The following is a 17882-nucleotide window of genomic DNA, read 5'->3' as shown; positions in this document are numbered from 1 at the left end:
CGCCGTCTCGTTGGCGCCGCACCCCGTCGGTGGAGGCGGGTTATAGGGCCCCTATCCCGACCTGTAAACACCTTTTTCAGAAAAAAATGCATTTAATGGGAACTTTTCTGAATATTGTTATTTTTCAACAACATAGTCGAAAAGCCATATCCAACCATAAAAGTCAGACACCAGTCCCCATCAGACTCTTGGTTGAAAAATCCCGCAAAGGTCCTGAAAAAGACCCGCAAAGACTGGGCTTTTACCGGGCAAAAAACATTGCACCGGATCAAAATGATTCGAAAAAACCAAGATTACGGGCCGTTGATTCGTCCTATAGGCCCAAAGTCCGGTTCAACCCGTTTGATGTGATGCAATGCGCACAGTCATATTAACGGTCATATTAACCGTGATAGTTCCGCCAATTTGCTCCAAAAGGACATATGATCCGGGCAAGGCCGCAAAATGGTGCAAAAGCAAATATGTGAACCTTTCCTTTACATTATGACCCGATGATAGGGCGAGATATCCATACCCCTCGTTATAAGACGGGCATCAGGGGACCGAAGGAAGATGATGAGACTGCGACAATATCTTATATGTGCCGCCGCCTTTGCGGGGCTCTCTCTTGCCGGGTGCTCTGGCACCAATCTTGTGCCCAATACGGGCCCGGGCAGCAGTGAAGGCAAAGGTGGCCAACCAGGTCCGTCTTTCACCCAGTTCACAGATATTCCGATGCCGTCCAATTCGTCACTCGATATGGACAGAAGCATCATCTTTGGCGCATCCGATGCCTGGCACGGGCGGCTTGTCCTGAATGCCGGCGGATCGCAAGCACAGATGTATGATTTCTACGAGCGTGAAATGCCAAACTTTGGTTGGAGCAAGGTGACGGTGGTCCGCGCTGATATTTCGGTTCTGGTCTATGACCGTGAAAACCGGGTTGCGACCATCAAGTTGACCGGTGGCTCCTTTAGCGGATCGGTGGTCGATATCACGGTATCGCCAAAGGGCTGATGGCCTGCCCGACAAAACAGACGAAAACTTCAAAAACAAAAAGGGTGCCAAACGGCACCCTTTTTTAATGCGAAACGCAATGGCTGGTCGATGGACCTAGCGCGTACCGAACAGTCGGTCGCCGGCATCGCCAAGGCCCGGAACGATATAAGCCTTTTCATTGAGCTTCTCATCAAGGCCGGCGGTATAGATCGGCACATCCGGATGGGCATCCTGGAAGACCTTGACCCCTTCGGGGGCGGCAACCAGCGCCATGAAGCGGATGTCCTTGTCGGCAACACCGTATTTATTGAGCGTATCGATCGCCGCCACTGCCGAGTTCCCGGTGGCCAGCATCGGATCGACCAGAATAAAGGTACGACCTTCGACTTCGGGCAGCTTGACCAGATATTCGACCGGCATGTGGGTTTCCGGATCGCGATAGAGGCCAATATGGCCAATGCGCGCTGACGGCATCAGTTCGATCAGGCCATCGGCCATGCCCGAACCGGCACGCAGGATCGGAACCACCGCCAATTTACGGCCCTGAATGACCGGCGCCTTCATCGCGCAAATCGGTGTTTCGATGTCTTCATAGCTGACAGGAAGCTCGCGGGTGATTTCATAGCCCATGAGAAGGGCGATTTCCTTGAGCAACTGACGGAAGGTCTTGGTCGACGTGCTGACCTTGCGCATATGGCTCAGCTTATGCTGGATCAGCGGATGATCAAGAATATGAAGGTTCGGGAAATCCTTGTGCGTGCTCATGTGCTATCGGCCATCCTGTCTTGCTTTGCAGCCGTTCCAATCAAGCGGCTGTCGGTCTGGTGTTTGAGAACCTAGCGCGTAGCGCCTTTACCCAAAGATGGCAAGCAGAATGCCCCAATCAGAGGACAAAAACAAACCCGATGACATGAATTTGGCAATTGAATGCGCCAAGCCCAATAGAAAAGCGGGGCAGCCCATATGACCACCCCGCTCTGCAGTATTACTTCTATATATATAGTGTGCGCCTTCACCGTACCGGGATGCGCACCCGATCTGCCCCGATCTGATCAGTCTACCACGCGGTCGTTTGGCTCTGCGCGAACCGGGAAACCGTCAATCGAATGATCCGCCTTGATTTTGGCTGCATCATCGCGAGCTGCTGCAAGGTTGGCGTAGGACCCGATCCGGACATAGTACCAAGCCCCTTCGTCCTCTGGCCCGCGCACGACAACGGCGACTTCAAGTCCCTTGCCACGCAGTTCCTCGGCACGCTGGCTGGCATTTTCATGCACCTTGAAGGCACCAACCTGAACCGAGAAAGGCTTGCTGGCATCTGATGCCGGAGCTGCTGGCGCTGGTTCCGGCGTGGTTTCGGCGGCTTCAGCGGCCGGTTCGGATGCCTCTGGCGCGGGTGCCTGTTCAGTGGTTGGCGCAGCCTCGGTCGCAGCACTGTCTTGTGCGTCATCAACCGCCGGGGCTTCCGGTGCGGCAGGTGCATCGGTGTCGCCGGTTACGTCGCGGATTTCGGGGGCCGCAATCGCCTGTTCTTCTGATCCTTTGGCTTCTGCGGCTTCTTCGGTTTCAGCCACATCCGATGCGGCTTCGCTGCCGGCGGATGCGTCATCCGAAAGTGCCTCGGTACGTTGCGCGATCAGATCGCCGACCGGGTCTTCGCTATCAGCGCTGATTTCCGGTGCGGGTGTTGTTGCTGCCGGCTCGGTTGCCTCAGGCGTGGCATCGGGAATTTCGGTTGCTTCTTCCGGGGCGGAGGCCAGCATTTCGACCTGCGGCTGCTCTGTCTGGGTGGTGCGCGCACCGTCTTCAGAATCCATGAACAAGCCTGCACCGACCAGCATTCCGGCAAAGAACAAGACAAGGCCGAGCATGCCTGCGCCTGTGACCAGGCCAAGAAGGGTTTTGCGATCCATATCCGCTATCCGTGCATTAAGGTTTTGCCGATCACCGGAGCGTTCTGCCCCACGTGCGCTGCCATCACCATGCCCGTCCCGGCCATATATAAAGGCCGGAAGCGGTGCATCCTTTTGCCCGGCATCCGGATCAGTCTGCGGTTCCGGGGTTGCGCGCAAATCGGGTTTGTTGGTGTTGTCTTCGCCAGCCATGGACTTGGCCATCCTTCACGACATCAAAGTTACCCTGCTTTTGTAACCAACAGCACCTTTATAAAACGCTAAAGCCGTGCACAGATGCAACCAGGCAGCGTGCCAAAGATCGATATGGGTCAATGTGTTTGGGATAAAAAAAAGGGGGACTGGTATGAATTCCGGCATTGTCCCGCACAATGATCCGGATACCAGCCCCCTCGAGTGAGAGAGATCGACCTTCGGGGAGAGAGAGTCCCGAAGATAGAAGCCATCAGGCACGCCATGTAGGCCTGATGGCCGGTCACAAACGACGTTGTCGTCTGCATTTGACAAACACAGTCATAGAGCATCGTTTTTGCAATTGCAAACGATTATCACACACATTCGCAGAAAAAATTTCAATGCATCGAAATCGCGCTCGTAAATCGGAGCTAAGCCCCCCAACCAAAACGAGAAATTCCAGATTTCGGACCGCTTCAAACCGGCTGAGTGCCGCAGCAATCCTATGGAAATCGATAAATAAGGGATTGTGTTCCAAACCAAGCTCTGCTTGGATCAGAACAACTACTCTTGAGAAGTAGAGGTGTGAGCGGGAGAGACGCGAGCCAATATGACCAAAGACAAAAAATAAACTTGGTTTGCTCTGGAGTGACAAAAATGACGGGAGACAAGGCCGCGAAGACGGCTATTGCAGGAGGTGCTACCAGCCTTCTGACGTTACGACGGATTTTGCTCGTAACAGGATTACTGGTTTCAGGTGCAGTGACATGGATGCTTCTTTGGACCGGTGATACCTATCGCAACTTTGCGATTGAAACACTGAACAACTCGGTCAGTGGTACAGTCAATTTCTTTGTCGGGTCGCGTATTGCCACCGACTATGCCGACAAAATTACCCCCATTGCCAATGAATGGTCGCGGCTTGGCAGCCTGGTCAAAAGTTATCAGGAAAATGACCAGACGCGCATGCAAGCCGAACTCAACATCCTGTCGAACGCACGCGAAGTGGTTCAGGGCGATGTAAACCTGATTGCGGCAATTTCCTATGATCAGGAATTCAATCAACTGGCGACGTCCGAAACCAATCTGGGTGCCAGCGTCACTGATGATCCGGACGTCAAAGCCTATTTGATCGGTCGCGACAAGGCCGAAGCCCGTAAACCGGCAAGCTTTATGTGGGCAACCCCGGATGGACGTCCGGTCTTTAGCCTGATCCTGCCGGTTGGCGGGTTCCGTGCTGTTGGTTTCCTTGAAGTGATCACCGATCCCCTGCCCCAGCTTGCTGGCATTGGCAAGGTTTTGGGCGGCAACTTCCAGATTCTTGATAATTCCGGCAACGTGTTGTTTGAAAGCCTTGAGGCCCCGGCTGAGGCAGAAGCTGACGCTGCCCCGGCAGCAGAGGGCGATGCCGCCACCGAAAATGGCGGGGATGCAACACCGCAACCCAGCAGTGAAGTGCCAGCGCCCGAAACCGCCAAGGCAGGTGATACGCACCGCGCGGCAGTCGAGGTTATGATCAGTGATGGTCGTGGTGGTGTCTGGGCCGAGGCCCGGTTTGACCGCGACGTGTCTGATTTCTACGCCCAGACAGATAGCCTGCGGCTGCTGTCGATCGAGATCCTTGTTGGCGTGCTTCTGGCAGCCTGGATTGTTGGCTGGATCCTGTTGCGCACCACGGTTCTGCGCAATCTGCGCGCCTTTGCCGGTGCGATGACGTCAATCTCGAACGGGGATACCAACGTCAATCTGCCCAATGTCGGCAATGACGAAATCGGCGAAATGAAAAAGGCCCTGATTGCATTGCGTGAATCGGTTCGTCAGGCCTTGATCTTGCAAAACATGGTCGAGAATACCCCGACCATGACCGCGATGATCCTGCCTGATGGCAAGCTGAGTTATCTTAACGCCAGTGCGCAAGACTATCTTGGCGGAACAACGGCAACGATTTCGGGTGATTTCCTTAATCTTGGATCGGACTTCCAGGCCAAGCTTGCCAATCCGAACAACCTGCCCTTTACCGAGATCATCCAGACCGACCGTGGCTATCTTGATATCCTTGCCGCCCCGGTCCGCGACAAGGACAATGTCCTTTTGGGCACCATGCTGGCCTGGAATGACGTGTCCGAGCGTGAGGAAAGCAAGATCGCGGTCACCGAACTGATGGCCGAGGTTGCCCGTGTCGCCCAATCCGTGACCGAACAGTCCGAAGGGTTGCTGAGCCTTGCCAGTGAACTGACAAACCAGTCGGAAAACACGGTACAGCAATCGGGTGGTGCACTGGATGTCTCGCGCGAGGCGGCATCAAATACCCGCAATGTCGCCACCGCGGTTGAGGAACTTTCATCCTCGATCGCCGAGATCAACCGTCAGGCGACCGAGGCTTCCACCGTGACCGGACGGGCACGTGAAGAAGCCGAAGAAAGCCAGCGCAATATCGGATCGCTTGAAAAGGCCAGCTCCGAGATCGGATCGATCATTGATCTGATCAACGACATTGCCCATCGCACAAAGCTTTTGTCGCTTAATGCGACGATTGAAGCCGAACGTGCTGGTGAACTTGGCAAGGGCTTTGCCGTGGTTGCCAACGAGGTCAAATCGCTTGCCGATCAGACCGCAAGTGCAACCGGCCAGATTGGTGACCTGACGGCTGCCATTCAGGAAGAAGTGCAAAAGGCGGCCCATTCGATCAGCACGGTCGGGGAAGTTATTCATCAGGTCAACGACATCCAGTCGACCATCACCCAATCGGTTGATGAACAACGCCGTGCCACCGGTGAGATTTCCGAAAACGTTCAGCGCATCGCCGCTGGTGCGGGATCGATGGACGAAATGATCACCTTTGTGAATGACGGCGCACAAAGCACCGGTCGCAGTGCGCATGATCTGAACACCGCCAGCCATAACCTTTCGGAAGTGGCGCGCAACCTGTCAGAGAAAATGCGTGAGTTCAGCGAGCGCATGAAGCTGACCTGATCGGCTTTGTGATATTTTCCAATGCAAAGGGCGGCACCTTAACGATGCCGCCCTTTGTCATTTCAACATGATATGGTCGCGTGATCAGCTTGCCACGGATTTCGAGGCGATTTCATACAAATCGCGCGAGATTTCCGGTTTGGCTAGGATACGGTTGAGTTCGGCCTTCATCTTGTCCGCACGTTCCGCATCGTATTTTGCCCATTTGCCAAGCGGGGCGCAGAGGCGTGCCGCGACCTGCGGGTTGATGTCATCAAGCTCGATCAGGCGATCGGCATAGAAGGCATAACCCGAACCATCCTTGGCATGGAAATGACGCGGATTGCCCATGGCGAACGCCCCGATCAGGGCACGCACCTTGTTGGGGTTGCGCATGGTAAAGGCCGGGTGGCTCATCAGATCCTTGATGCGGGCCAGGGTATCCTCACGCGATGACATCGCCTGCAACGAGAACCATTTATCGAGAACAACAGCATCACTGGCAAAGCGTTCCTCGAAATCGGCCAAGGCGGTTTCACGGCCCGGATGATCAAGGTTATTGAGCACCGACAGGGCGGCCATCTGATCGGTCATGTTATCAGCCGTGCCATACTGCGCGACTGCCACGTCAGCAAATTCATCCGCCCCGCTTGCCACCAGATAGGCAAGGGCCGTTGCCCGCAAGGCACGCTGCCCCGCAGATGCCGCATCCGGGGTAAAGGCCGCGTTTGATGCATTCTGGTGATAGGTATTGGCGAAATCATCGGAAAGCGCCTGGCCAATGCGTTTGCGCAAGGCCGTGCGCACCTGATAGATCGCCTCGGGATTGGCGGGCTTGCGTTGTTCAGACAGGAACGCCTCGTCCGGCAGGACAAGCGCATCGGCACGGAACGCCTTATCAAGGTCTTCATTGGTAAGTGTCGCACGCATCGCGGCGATAAAGGCATCAACGCGGGCCTGTTCATCGGCAAAGGCGGCATCGACATCGCCACCATTCGCCTCATAGGCGGCAATGGCAGACAACATCAAACGGGTTGCGTATTTCTGCCCGGCTTCCCAGCGATTGAACGCATCACTGTCGTTGCCCATCAGGAAGACAAGCTCGTCATCGGGCTGATCGGTGGTGATGTTAACGGGGGCGGAGAATCCCCGGTTAAACGACAGCACCGGCGCCTCAGTCACACCATCAAAGACGAATTCCTGGCTTGCCTCAGAGAGTTCCACCGTTTTGGCGACGAGGTCTGAACCATCCGCGCCCAGAAGCCCGATTGACATCGGCATGTGCAACGGTTTCTTGTCCGGCTGTCCCGGGGTCGGGTCGGTTTTCTGCGAAATGGTCAGGCGGTATTGTTTGGCATCTGCGTCATAGTCGCCCTGCCAGCTGAGTTTCGGCGTGCCGGCCTGCGAATACCAGAGTTTGAGTTGGCTGAAATCGATGCCATTGGCGTCTTCCATCGCCTTGGCAAAATCATCACAAGTCACCGCCTGCCCGTCATGGCGATCAAAGTAAAGGTCGATGCCCTTGCGATAGCCATCCGGGCCAAGCAACGTGTGCATCATGCGGATCAGTTCAGCACCCTTTTCATAGACCGTCGCGGTATAGAAATTGTTGATTTCCATATAGCTGTCCGGGCGCACCGGATGGGCCAGAGGGCCGGCGTCCTCGGGGAACTGGGCGGCGCGGAGTGCATTGACATCCTTGATCCGCTGCACCGGGCGGGAACGCTGATCGGCCGAGAATTCCTGATCACGGAACACGGTCAGACCTTCCTTGAGCGACAGCTGGAACCAGTCGCGACAGGTCACGCGATTACCTGACCAGTTATGGAAATATTCGTGTGCAACGATGGATTCGATGCGTTCATAATCGCCATCGGTCGCGGTATCCGGGCGGGCCAGAACGAATTTGGCGTTAAACACATTGAGGCTTTTGTTTTCCATCGCGCCCATATTGAAGTCCGAAACGGCAACGATATTGAACAGATCGAGATCGTATTCGAGGCCATAGACCTCCTCGTCCCACTTCATCGACCGTTTCAGGCTGTCCATCGCATAATCGCAGCGATCCTCATTGCCATGTTCGACAAAGATGCGCAGCGCCACATCACGGCCCGACATGGTTTTGAAACTGTCTTCGACACAGGCCAGATCACCGGCGACCAGCGCAAACAGATAGGATGGCTTCGGGAACGGATCTTCCCACACGGCAAAATGACGGCCGCCGTCAAGATCGCCACTATCAATCAGATTGCCGTTCGATAACAGAACCGGGCAGCTTTCCTTATTGGCATTGATCGTGACCTTATAGGTCGCCATGACGTCCGGGCGATCCGGGAAATAGGTGATGCGGCGAAATCCCTCGGCCTCGCACTGGGTGCAAAAGGCACTTTGCGAAACATAAAGACCTTCAAGCCGGGTGTTGTTGGCTGGCGAAATCTGGGTTTCAAGTTCGGCAATGAAGTTTTGCCCCGGTGCCTTAAAGCGCAGGCCTTCCTGATCAACCGTGAAATCGCTGGACGCCAGGCGGGTTTCATTGAGGGTGACGGAAAGAAGCTTCATATCCTCGCCATGGAGGAAAACCTCGTCCCCCTTTCCGGTACCGCGCACAGGATTCGCAGCCATAAACAGGCGCGATTTGACATTTGTCACGTCACGATCAAGGTCAAAAACCAGTTCGACCTTTTCGACAATAAAGTCAGGTTCCTTATAGTCTTCGCGACGAATCTCTTGCGGCTGTTCAGACATTTAAGGGTCCTTTTTTCCTTGGGCTGCGCGGTTTTGGAACGGATTGTATAAAATCGCCAATTTCGCAATGCAGTGTGGTGTTTCAGAACTGAATTTCGGTCAGCGATAACACTGATAGGATAAATTTCATTTTTCCTCAAATGCGGAGTTTACGGCGCCGATTTTAATGGGCATACTCTCAAACGGTGGCGCGAGGGGGGCCAAAGTTTCACATTTCGTGGGGCGAGAGTGATCTTTGGTTTCCCTCAACCTTTCTGCCGGTTTTCCAGACAAAACATCTTCTCATGCAGATCGGCGTCCACCGGGTCGCACCCTACCAAAATCAAAAATATCCCATCCTTTTCTCACCTAATAATTTGTGAGTTCCGCTTGAACGGGATAGAATAATTGCGACCTGTCGGGGAATGATAACTTTCAGGGGAAAAATCGCCAATGTCCGAAACGTTCCAGGTTCTGATCGCCGATGACCATCCGCTAGTGCGCGGAGCCCTCAAACAGGCGTTAAGCTCAGAACTGGAAAACGTATCGGTCCTTGAAGCCGGCAGCCTGTATGAAGCCATTGATCAGATCGAAGCCCACAAGGGTGATATCGATCTTGTCCTGCTTGATCTTCATATGCCCGGCATGAACGGCTTTACCGGCCTGTTTACCCTGCGTGCATCCTATCCCGACATTCCTGTTTCCATCGTTTCCGCCAGTCAGGAACTGCCTGTCGTGCGCCGTTCCATTGAATATGGCGCATCGGCCTTTGTTCCGAAATCAGCCCCGGTCGATCAGATCGGGCTTGCGGTCAAAACCGTTCTGGATGGTGGCATGTGGATGCCCGACTGGGCGCGTGAGGCCATGGAAAACGGCCCGACTGACGACGAAGCCACCGGCCTTGCCGAAAAGATCGGCCAGCTTACCCCGCAACAGCTGCGTGTTCTCAATATGCTGACCGAAGGCAAGCTCAATAAGCAGATAGCCTATGAGCTTGATGTCACCGAGGCGACGGTCAAGGCCCACGTATCGGCCATCCTGCGCAAGCTTTCGGTCCATAGCCGTACACAGGCCGTTATCATCGCGCGCGAATTGCAGTTGCAGGAACCGGCAATCGAGGCCTGATTGGTCGAATTTGGCTAAATCCATCTTGGGGTTTCAGCCCGCGGAACTTCCCCGCTGCTCAGCCGTTTAATCCATACATCCAGATAAAAACACGTTTGCAGGCGGTTGCCCTGCCCTGTCGGGAGTCCTTGTATGTCGGCCAGATGCGGCGCGCATTCGCCAGAAACACCTGAAGCCTCCGAAACATCGGGCGCCAATCCGCCCGCCAATGGCACGGCGGCAGAAACGGATGCGACTGTCCCCAGTGATGCGGAACGCCGCACCAATGCGCGCGCGCGGGTGTACCGCCGGGCGCGGACGATTTCGGTGATCGGCACATTTGTGGTTTTGGCATTGGGTTGTCTTTACGTCGCGCAAAGTCTTTTGCTGCCGGTTGTTCTGGCGTTTTTGCTGTCGCTTGTGTTTTCGCCGGTTGTCCGCACCTTTGCGAAATTTTACATTCCCAATGCCGTAACCGCGTTTGCCATTGTCCTGACACTCAGCGCGACTGTGATTGCCGGGATTTATGGCCTGAGTGGCCCGGTATCAGGCTGGATTGATGAAGCGCCAAATATCGAGCGTCAATTACGTCTGCGCCTTGCCGATCTTAGCGAACCGCTTGATAAACTCCGCGAAGCCCAAAAGCAGGTATCCGAGGCCACCGATCAGAATAATGGCGATGAAGACGTTCAAAGGGTCGTGGTTGCCGAACCCAACCTGATCAGTCAGGCCGCCCAAGGCGCACCCGATATTCTGGCGGGCATTGCGCTGATGCTTGTTTTGTTGCTGTTTATCCTGTCGGGCGGTGATCGGATTTATCAGAAACTGATCCGCTCGCTTCCGACCTTTGGCGACCGGCGCAAGGGATTGCGTATTGCCCATGACGTGGAACGTGAAGTTTCGCGCTATCTCGCAACCATTACCGCAATCAACATCTTGCTTGGCATCGTGATCGGCACGCTGATGGCGATTATCGGCCTGCCCAACCCTGTTCTTTGGGGGATTGCGGCGGCGGTGCTGAATTATGTGCCGATCCTTGGGGCGATGACCGGTGTGGTGATTGTTGGCGTGGTGTCGCTTGTGTCGATGCAAACCACCGGACAGGCCCTGATTGCGCCGGCACTTTATCTGGCCTGCACTGTGATCGAAGGGCAACTGATCACGCCAATGCTTATTGGCAACCGGCTTAAAATCAACTCGGTCGCGATTGTGCTTGCCATTGCACTTTGGGGCTGGCTTTGGGGCTTTGTCGGCATTCTGGTTGCCGTCCCGCTTCTGATCGTTGCCAGCGTCATTTCCAATCACGTCGAAGGCCTGGGCGGGCTTCGCGAACTGCTGGGCCCACATGCAGCCAGCAACACGCCCGACCGCTCCATTCCGGCAAACAGCAAGTAGCGTTATCAGCCAACACCACACCCTACGCCATTGCCAAAACCTGCAAACGCTGCCAGTTTTGTGCGATGAACAAGGTCGAAGTCATTGCCCATGATTGCCTGGGTGTTGAAGCCGTCATGGCCGAAACACGCCATTGCTTTGCCAAACACACGCATGAGGCGTTTGGCATCGGCTTCATGTATGCGGGGGCGCAAAAATCCGCTTCCGGGCGCGGCATGGTCGAGGCCGGGGCTGGCAACATCATCACAGTCAATCCGCGCGAAGTGCATGATGGCCATCCGATTGGCGATGCTCCGCGCGGTTGGAACATGCTCTATTTCGAACCGGACCTGATCGCACGCGCGGCAAGCGACCTTTCTGAAACCGCAACCGATCAGTATGAATTCACCCGCCCCGTGATGGATAGTCCGATCGTCCGGCAATGCTTTGGCGCACTATTCGATGCCATCACCAACGGATCGGAAGAAAGCGCCCGTCTTCGGCGCGAAGAAATGCTGCTGATGATGCTCCATCACGCCATGATCGGCCCGGGTGAACCAACCCCAAGCTCAGACGTGCGCCAAGCCGTTGCCAATGCCCGGATCAAACGCGCCAAGGCGTTGCTCGATGACAGCCCGATACACAGCCACAGCCTTGATGACCTCGCCAACGCAACGGGCTTAAGCAAATTTCAGACGCTGCGCGACTTTACCCGTGCGACGGGCCTCACCCCGCACGCCTATCTGATCCAGCGGCGCATTGATCTTGCACGCGCGATGATCAAATCCGGCGATACCCTTGCCGATATCGCAAGTGCCGCGGGGTTTGCCGATCAAAGCCATCTGAACCGCCACTTTGTCCGTGCCTTTGGCCTGACACCGGGCCGCTATGCCCGCGCCGTTCGCGGAAACTGAGCAATCCTCATATCCTGCAATTCCGTTCAAGAATGCTTGGCTCGCCATCCCTAGATTGAGGGCAACAACATTCAACGAACGGATACAAAATGATCAGCCTCGATTTCCTGATAACCTCCCTTATCATCGTTGTCCTGCCCGGCACGGGTGTGATCTATACCCTGGCGCTTGGGCTTGGACGCGGCATGAAGGCCAGCATCTGGGCGGCCTTTGGCTGCACGCTTGGCATCGTCCCGCACATGACCGCCAGCATCCTTGGCCTCGCAGCCCTCCTCCATGCCAGCGCAGTTGCTTTTGAAATCGTGCGCTATCTGGGTGTGGCGTGGCTGCTTTATATGGCCTGGGGCATGTGGTTTGGGACCGGTGCGATGAAAGTCACAGCAAATGAAAGTGCTGCGGGCATTCTTAAAATCATCCGCGACGGCATATTGCTAAATCTGCTCAACCCGAAGCTCTCGGTCTTCTTCCTCGCGTTCCTGCCGCAATTTGTTAGCGCGAACACGCCGAATACAACGCTTGAGATGACCCTGCTCGGCCTGATCTTCATGGCGATGACGTTTGCGGTGTTTGTAATTTATGGCTGCTTTGCCGGTGCATTGCGCAGCCACATCATCGAACGCCCAAAGGTCATGGCTTTGATTGGCAAAAGCTTTGCAGGTGCGTTTGTCCTGATGGGCCTGAAACTTATGCTGACAGATCATTAGCCCTTGGATTGAGCACAATAAGATTGTTCCATTTATAGGAATAGCATGCAATCATTTAGTATTACTTCCGTCAGGCCTAGATTGGAATATTTGTCATTAGATAGAATACTGAACTAACAATACATAGTACTTTAGTTTCCAATTACAGTTCCCGATATTATTTATACTTTGCTGCTTCAGATGAAGCATAACGGGCTAGAACACTTATAACTTGAGAAAATGCTTGGCATTCATTAAATCACACCACAGCACCTAGATGACAAAACCAGTTTATCACAGACGAAAATCACGAACCTAAATTAACGTGAGAATAGTCCGGAAAAGATTTCGATACAACCGCTTCTTGAAAATATGCACAGCAGAAAATGAATATAACTCACTTTTCCACCCTATTCTTCAGGTTGAATATCTTCATTAGAGTCAGAAACTTCGAAGCTTTCAGGTTCTTTGTCGCCATCCTCCGGTTGAACCGGCTCTGCAAGTTCTGGAGAACCTTTCGGAATGCTTAAGTTTTCGGCAACATATGCAGCTACCTTATTGGCGGCTTCAGGATCACTCAGAGTAATTTTACGATCAACATCAATCTCAAAGCTATGCCCAGGCACTGAAATCTTGAAGGCGTCGATTCTTGTTAGAAAGCAGTAATAGACAGGTTGGTGGCTACAAATAGATGGAACAACCACAGTGTTCGTTACATCGGCCTCAATCGATAAATCCGTAATTTTTCCAATTTTATCTTTTACAGTCGCAACTTCATGGGCAAGGTCGCTAATAAGTAACTTCTGTCTACCCGGCGACGTAATTGCCTTCGCCCACGAGCGATTACGAAAAGCCAGATACATTCTCGGCTCCGCATCATATACGTGTAAAAAGTATCGACCGTTCGCACTTTCGCTGCCTTTCTCTGGAACCAAGGAACACAATCGAACAATATCCGAAATGAACGAGGCTACAGTAGTTGTTTTGTTAGAAGAATGATCCAAACCATCATCCCCAGCCTGATTTCGGAGAAATTTTGCTTCCAACCAAGCGTTGTGACGCCAACCGTATTGACTTAGCCGCCTGTTCCCCACGCGTAGACTATACAAATTGAGATATAAATCTGCTCGGAGATATCTAGGATCATGAAGACCGATGTATTCCCCTTTTCGTCGGTATAACCGTTCGTGCTGCATACGCGCTATCGGATCGTTGACGTTACGACCGTTAAGTGACTGAAGCACAGCTAGAGAAAACACCCCGACCAGTCCAGCTTCATAGCTTTGCTGCTGGTAGCCTGAACCATGCAGAATCTCCGGTAGCATCAAGAAACTTTGCTCAATTAACATGCCTATCCAAACTTTACCAAATTACGGAACACAACTAATAGTAGTACATTTCATATAAATGATAAAAATAAAAATCATGACAAAAGTGCTGAAGGGCGTCTAAGTACTGCTTTAATAAAATCAAGATCAGAGGCAAATCTCGACGCTCACTGTAGACTACCGACATGTGGTGTTGATTGGGTTTTAGCATAAGCATAGTATTAAGCTCTACTCCGCCGCATCCGTCCCCAACCGATTAAGCGCACGCGTCATCAGAGCACGTAGCTTGGCTGGGCGGAGCGGTTTGTTGAGCAGGGAGTAGCCTTGGGCGGCGATCAGGTCTGCGGTCTCGGACGCGCGGTCGGCGGTGATGATGACGCCCGGCACGTTAACGCCGTGAACATCACGAAGCCGGATCAGGACATCAAGGCCGGTCTGGCCGGAATCAAGGTGGTAATCGGCAAGAATGATGTCCGGGGAAAACGGCTTTTTGCCTTCAATTTCCTGAGTCAGGAGGTTTTCGGCAGCCGTGCCGGATTGGGCGGTCACCACGACGCAATCCCAGTTTTCGAGCATGGCGCGCATGCCATCCAGGATCGCCGGTTCGTTATCAAGGCACAGCACGCGAAGGCCGCCCAATTCGCCCGCCATGCGGCGTTTGGGCTTGGGCGTGGCAGCTGTATCGGCAACACCCAGCGGCACTTCGACCGAAAAGACGGTGCCGCGACCAGGGCGCGAGCGCACCGAAACCGGATGGCCGAGCGACTTGCCAAGGCGATCCACGATGGCAAGGCCAAGGCCCAGCCCCTTCACATCGGTGGTTTCCGGGCCTTCGAGGCGATGGAATTCGCGGAAGATGATTTTCAGTTTGTCTTCGGGGATGCCCGGACCGCTATCCCAGACTTCGAGTTTCAGCGTGTCACCACGCACACGACAGCCGACCACCGCCCCGCCAGTGCGGGTATAGCGCATGGCGTTGGAAATGAAGTTTTGCAGGATACGCCGCAGCAATCGACTGTCACTGCGCACCCACAGATCGCGTTTATGGACCTTGAAGCTGAGCCCCGCATTTTCGGCAATCGGGCCGAATTCGGTCTCAAGCGCGCCCAGCACATCATTGATCGCAAAGTCGCGAATGGTCGGTTGCATCGCGCCTGCGTCCAGCTTGCAGATATCAAGAAGCTCGTTGAGGAGTTCTTCCACGCCCTTGAGCGACAGATCCACCTTGCCGACCAGATCAAGTATGTCATCCGCCAGTCCCTGCTTGCCGCCCAGCGCCACCGTAAACAGGCGCGCGGCATTCAGCGGCTGAAGCAGGTCGTGGCTGGCGGCGGCAAAGAAGCGGGTCTTGGTATCATTCGCGGTTTCGGCCTGTTCCTTGGCGTCTGAAAGCTCTGAGTTCAGCACCTCAAGCGCATGGGTACGTTCGGTCACGCGGGCTTCGAGGCCTTCGTTGGCTTCTTTCAGGGCCTGTTCGGCGGTCTTGCGTTCGGTGATGTCGTGATAGATGCAGAAATAGCCCAGCACCTCGCCGGTTTCGTCAAAGTGCGGGATATAGGTGCCTTCGGCATAGCGGCCTTCGCGCACGCCAAGGGTGGCGCGTTCGTCATTGCGGTTGCGCGTGATGGCGGGGAATTCGATCTCGAAACTTTGGCGATAGCCCTGCAATACAAGATCAATCATCGGGGCGAGATGGACATAGCGTTCCTCGCCCACTGCTTCACGGACCGACATGCCATGGGCCTCAACCCGACGCAGACCAAACATCCGCTCATACGGCCGGTTGGTAAAGCGCAGGCGCTGATTTTTATCGGCGTACGCAATCATCACCGGAATGTTGTCGGTATAGATCCGAATGTTGCGTTCGCTATCGCGCAGGGCTTCTTCGGTGCGCACGCGTGCCGTAATGTCGGCAATGGTGGCCACAAACCCGCCATCGGGCATCGGGTTGGTGCGGACTTCGAGCACCATGCCATCAGCACGCTTGCGCTCGTAGGTGTGGGGCAGTCGTCGCATCTGAGGGGCGGCATTGCGCCCCAGCAGAATATCAATATCGACCGCCCGGTTGCCGTTATCGCGGCAGATATGGACAAGCTCTGACAGCGGCAATGTCACCTGAATGTCGCTGGTCGAAATGCCAAGCAAATCAATGAAACGGTGGTTCCACGTGGCCAGACGCAGGTTCTGGTCAAACACCCCGACCCCTTGCGAGATGTTTTCAAGCGTATTGAGCAACAGGTCGCGGTTGAACTTGATGGCCTCGGACGCCTCGTCCAGCAGCTCCATCGCATCGCGGCGTGATACGGCCTTGTCAGGCAGCAATAGCGCCATCACCACGCGCGAGGATGCGGCGCCGACGGCACCAGACAGCAGATGTTCGGTAAAGTTCGCGGCATCAACATCGGCAAGATCGGATCGCTTGGTTTCGCCATCACGCGATTGCAGGTAATTGCGAAAGGCGCGCTGTGCCCAGTGCTTGCCAAGGAACCTTGCCGCCAGATCTTCGAGATCGCCCAGCGTCACCCGACCCGGCCAGGTATCGTTGCGCGCCTTGGTATCCTTGCGCCAGACATCGACAAAGACCTGCGCCTGACGGCGCTGGGTGACACCCTGCACCCCAACGGCCGAGCCGACAAACATCAGAACGAAATTCACGCCAAGTGACCAGACAACCCCGTGGGTCAGATGATCTTCGATCCCCACCCCCAAAAGGGCCTGCGGGTTCAGAATGCCAATGCCAAACGGCCCGTCGGTCAGGAGCGAGGATGGCAACAACCCGCCCTGTACAAAGGCCGGCATCAAAAGCGTATAGGCCCAAAGCACAAAGCCCGACGTCAGGCCAAGCCGAACCCCGGTCCGGTTGATGTTTTTAAGATAGATCGCGGCGAGAACCGCCGGGCCGAACTGCGCCATGGCGGCAAAGGACAACATCCCGATATCGGCCAGCGCATAGTTTTCCGCGAGGAACCGATAGAAACCATAGGCCAGAAACAGGATGGCAATGATGGCGGCCCGGCGGATTTTCAATAACACCTGACTGACATCGCCAGACATACGTTTCTGGAGGCGTTCAGAACGCAGCAAAAGCGGCATGACCAGATCGTTACAGACCATGGTCGAAACCGCGACACAGGACACAATCACCATCCCGGTACTGGCCGACAAACCACCGATAAAGGCAAACACCGCCAGCCAGTTCTGCCCGCCGAGCAACGGCAAGGTCAGAACGAAGGTATCGGGATTGACCGCCGGGTTATGGCCAAACATGAACAGACCGGCAATCGCGATCGGCACGACAAAGATGTTGATCGCAACCAGATAAGCCGGGAACAGCCAGCGCGCGCTGGTCAGGTTGCGGCTGTCATCATTTTCAACAAAGGTGACATGGAACTGGCGCGGCAGGCAGAAAATGGCAAACCCCGCCAGCATGGTGGCGATAAAGAAGTTTGATGTCAGCCAGGTATCGGGAATAAACATCTGCCGCACGGTCGGATCAGACAGGGCGCGTTGATTGATATCGACAAAGCCGTCAAACATCCCGTAAACGACAAAAAAGCCGACCATCAAAAGGGCTGCAAGCTTGATCAGGCTTTCAAACGCCACCGCGAGGATCAGGCCGTCATGATGTTCGGATGCATGGATATAGCGAACGCCAAACAGGATGGCGAACAACCTGTTGCCCCAGATCGCCGATCAGCACATCAAACGACATCGAAACCGCTTTGAGCTGAAGGGAAA

The 17882-nt window shown here is 54.6% G+C and carries 12 protein-coding genes; 7 read left to right on the top strand and 5 right to left on the bottom strand.

Going from position 1 to position 17882, the window contains the following annotated elements; all coding sequences use genetic code 11:
• Window positions 1-374 (top strand): hypothetical protein (locus tag AC5Q5A_RS11625; protein ID WP_493895367.1); only part of this gene is annotated, 374 nt, incomplete at its 5' end.
• Between the two features lie 178 nt (window positions 375-552).
• Window positions 553-996, top strand: coding sequence for a hypothetical protein (locus AC5Q5A_RS11620; RefSeq protein ID WP_231959834.1), 444 nt, complete (start codon window positions 553-555; stop codon window positions 994-996).
• A 96-nt stretch (window positions 997-1092) separates the two neighbouring features.
• Here AC5Q5A_RS11620 and upp read toward each other — a convergent pair whose 3' ends face one another.
• Window positions 1093-1743 carry a uracil phosphoribosyltransferase gene (upp, locus tag AC5Q5A_RS11615; protein WP_008892328.1) on the bottom strand — a complete coding sequence of 217 codons (651 nt, stop codon included), beginning with the start codon at window positions 1741-1743 and terminating at the stop codon, window positions 1093-1095.
• A gap of 287 nt (window positions 1744-2030) precedes the next feature.
• Window positions 2031-3083 (bottom strand): SPOR domain-containing protein, encoded by a 1053-nt coding sequence (locus tag AC5Q5A_RS11610; RefSeq protein ID WP_493895366.1) that lies wholly within the window; start codon window positions 3081-3083, stop codon window positions 2031-2033.
• Window positions 3084-3836: 753 nt separating this feature from the next.
• On the opposite strand from AC5Q5A_RS11610, the gene AC5Q5A_RS11605 reads away from it, so the two are divergent.
• A complete protein-coding gene (locus AC5Q5A_RS11605) occupies window positions 3837-6038 on the top strand; it encodes a methyl-accepting chemotaxis protein (protein ID WP_493895365.1) in 2202 nt (733 codons plus the stop codon).
• A gap of 84 nt (window positions 6039-6122) precedes the next feature.
• On the opposite strand, the gene pepN is transcribed toward AC5Q5A_RS11605, so the two are convergent.
• Window positions 6123-8762 carry an aminopeptidase N gene (gene pepN, locus AC5Q5A_RS11600; protein WP_493895364.1) on the bottom strand — a complete coding sequence of 880 codons (2640 nt, stop codon included), beginning with the start codon at window positions 8760-8762 and terminating at the stop codon, window positions 6123-6125.
• A 432-nt stretch (window positions 8763-9194) separates the two neighbouring features.
• Here pepN and AC5Q5A_RS11595 point away from each other — a divergent pair, with 432 nt between their 5' ends.
• From AC5Q5A_RS11595 to AC5Q5A_RS11580, 4 genes are all read left to right on the top strand, one after another.
• Window positions 9195-9866 (top strand): response regulator, encoded by a 672-nt coding sequence (locus AC5Q5A_RS11595; RefSeq protein WP_064790807.1) that lies wholly within the window; start codon window positions 9195-9197, stop codon window positions 9864-9866.
• A 132-nt stretch (window positions 9867-9998) separates the two neighbouring features.
• On the top strand, window positions 9999-11240 hold the full coding sequence (locus tag AC5Q5A_RS11590) for an AI-2E family transporter (RefSeq protein WP_493895363.1): 1242 nt from the start codon (window positions 9999-10001) through the stop codon (window positions 11238-11240).
• Window positions 11241-11305: 65 nt separating this feature from the next.
• Window positions 11306-12133, top strand: a complete 828-nt coding sequence (locus AC5Q5A_RS11585; RefSeq protein WP_493895362.1) for an AraC family transcriptional regulator — start codon at window positions 11306-11308, stop codon at window positions 12131-12133.
• An 89-nt stretch (window positions 12134-12222) separates the two neighbouring features.
• Window positions 12223-12837 (top strand): LysE family translocator, encoded by a 615-nt coding sequence (locus AC5Q5A_RS11580; RefSeq protein ID WP_493895361.1) that lies wholly within the window; start codon window positions 12223-12225, stop codon window positions 12835-12837.
• A 389-nt stretch (window positions 12838-13226) separates the two neighbouring features.
• On the opposite strand, the gene AC5Q5A_RS11575 is transcribed toward AC5Q5A_RS11580, so the two are convergent.
• Both AC5Q5A_RS11575 and AC5Q5A_RS11570 read right to left on the bottom strand, forming a co-directional pair.
• Window positions 13227-14165, bottom strand: a complete 939-nt coding sequence (locus tag AC5Q5A_RS11575; RefSeq protein WP_493895360.1) for a hypothetical protein — start codon at window positions 14163-14165, stop codon at window positions 13227-13229.
• Between the two features lie 207 nt (window positions 14166-14372).
• Window positions 14373-17816, bottom strand: a complete 3444-nt coding sequence (locus AC5Q5A_RS11570) for a NahK/ErcS family hybrid sensor histidine kinase/response regulator (protein WP_493895359.1) — start codon at window positions 17814-17816, stop codon at window positions 14373-14375.
• Window positions 17817-17882: the final 66 nt, after the last annotated feature.

It is taken from the genome of Thalassospira sp. CA1 (genome assembly GCF_059052855.1).
The sequence above is the reverse complement of the archived record's forward strand: the minus strand, read 5'-3'. Positions and strand labels throughout refer to the sequence as shown.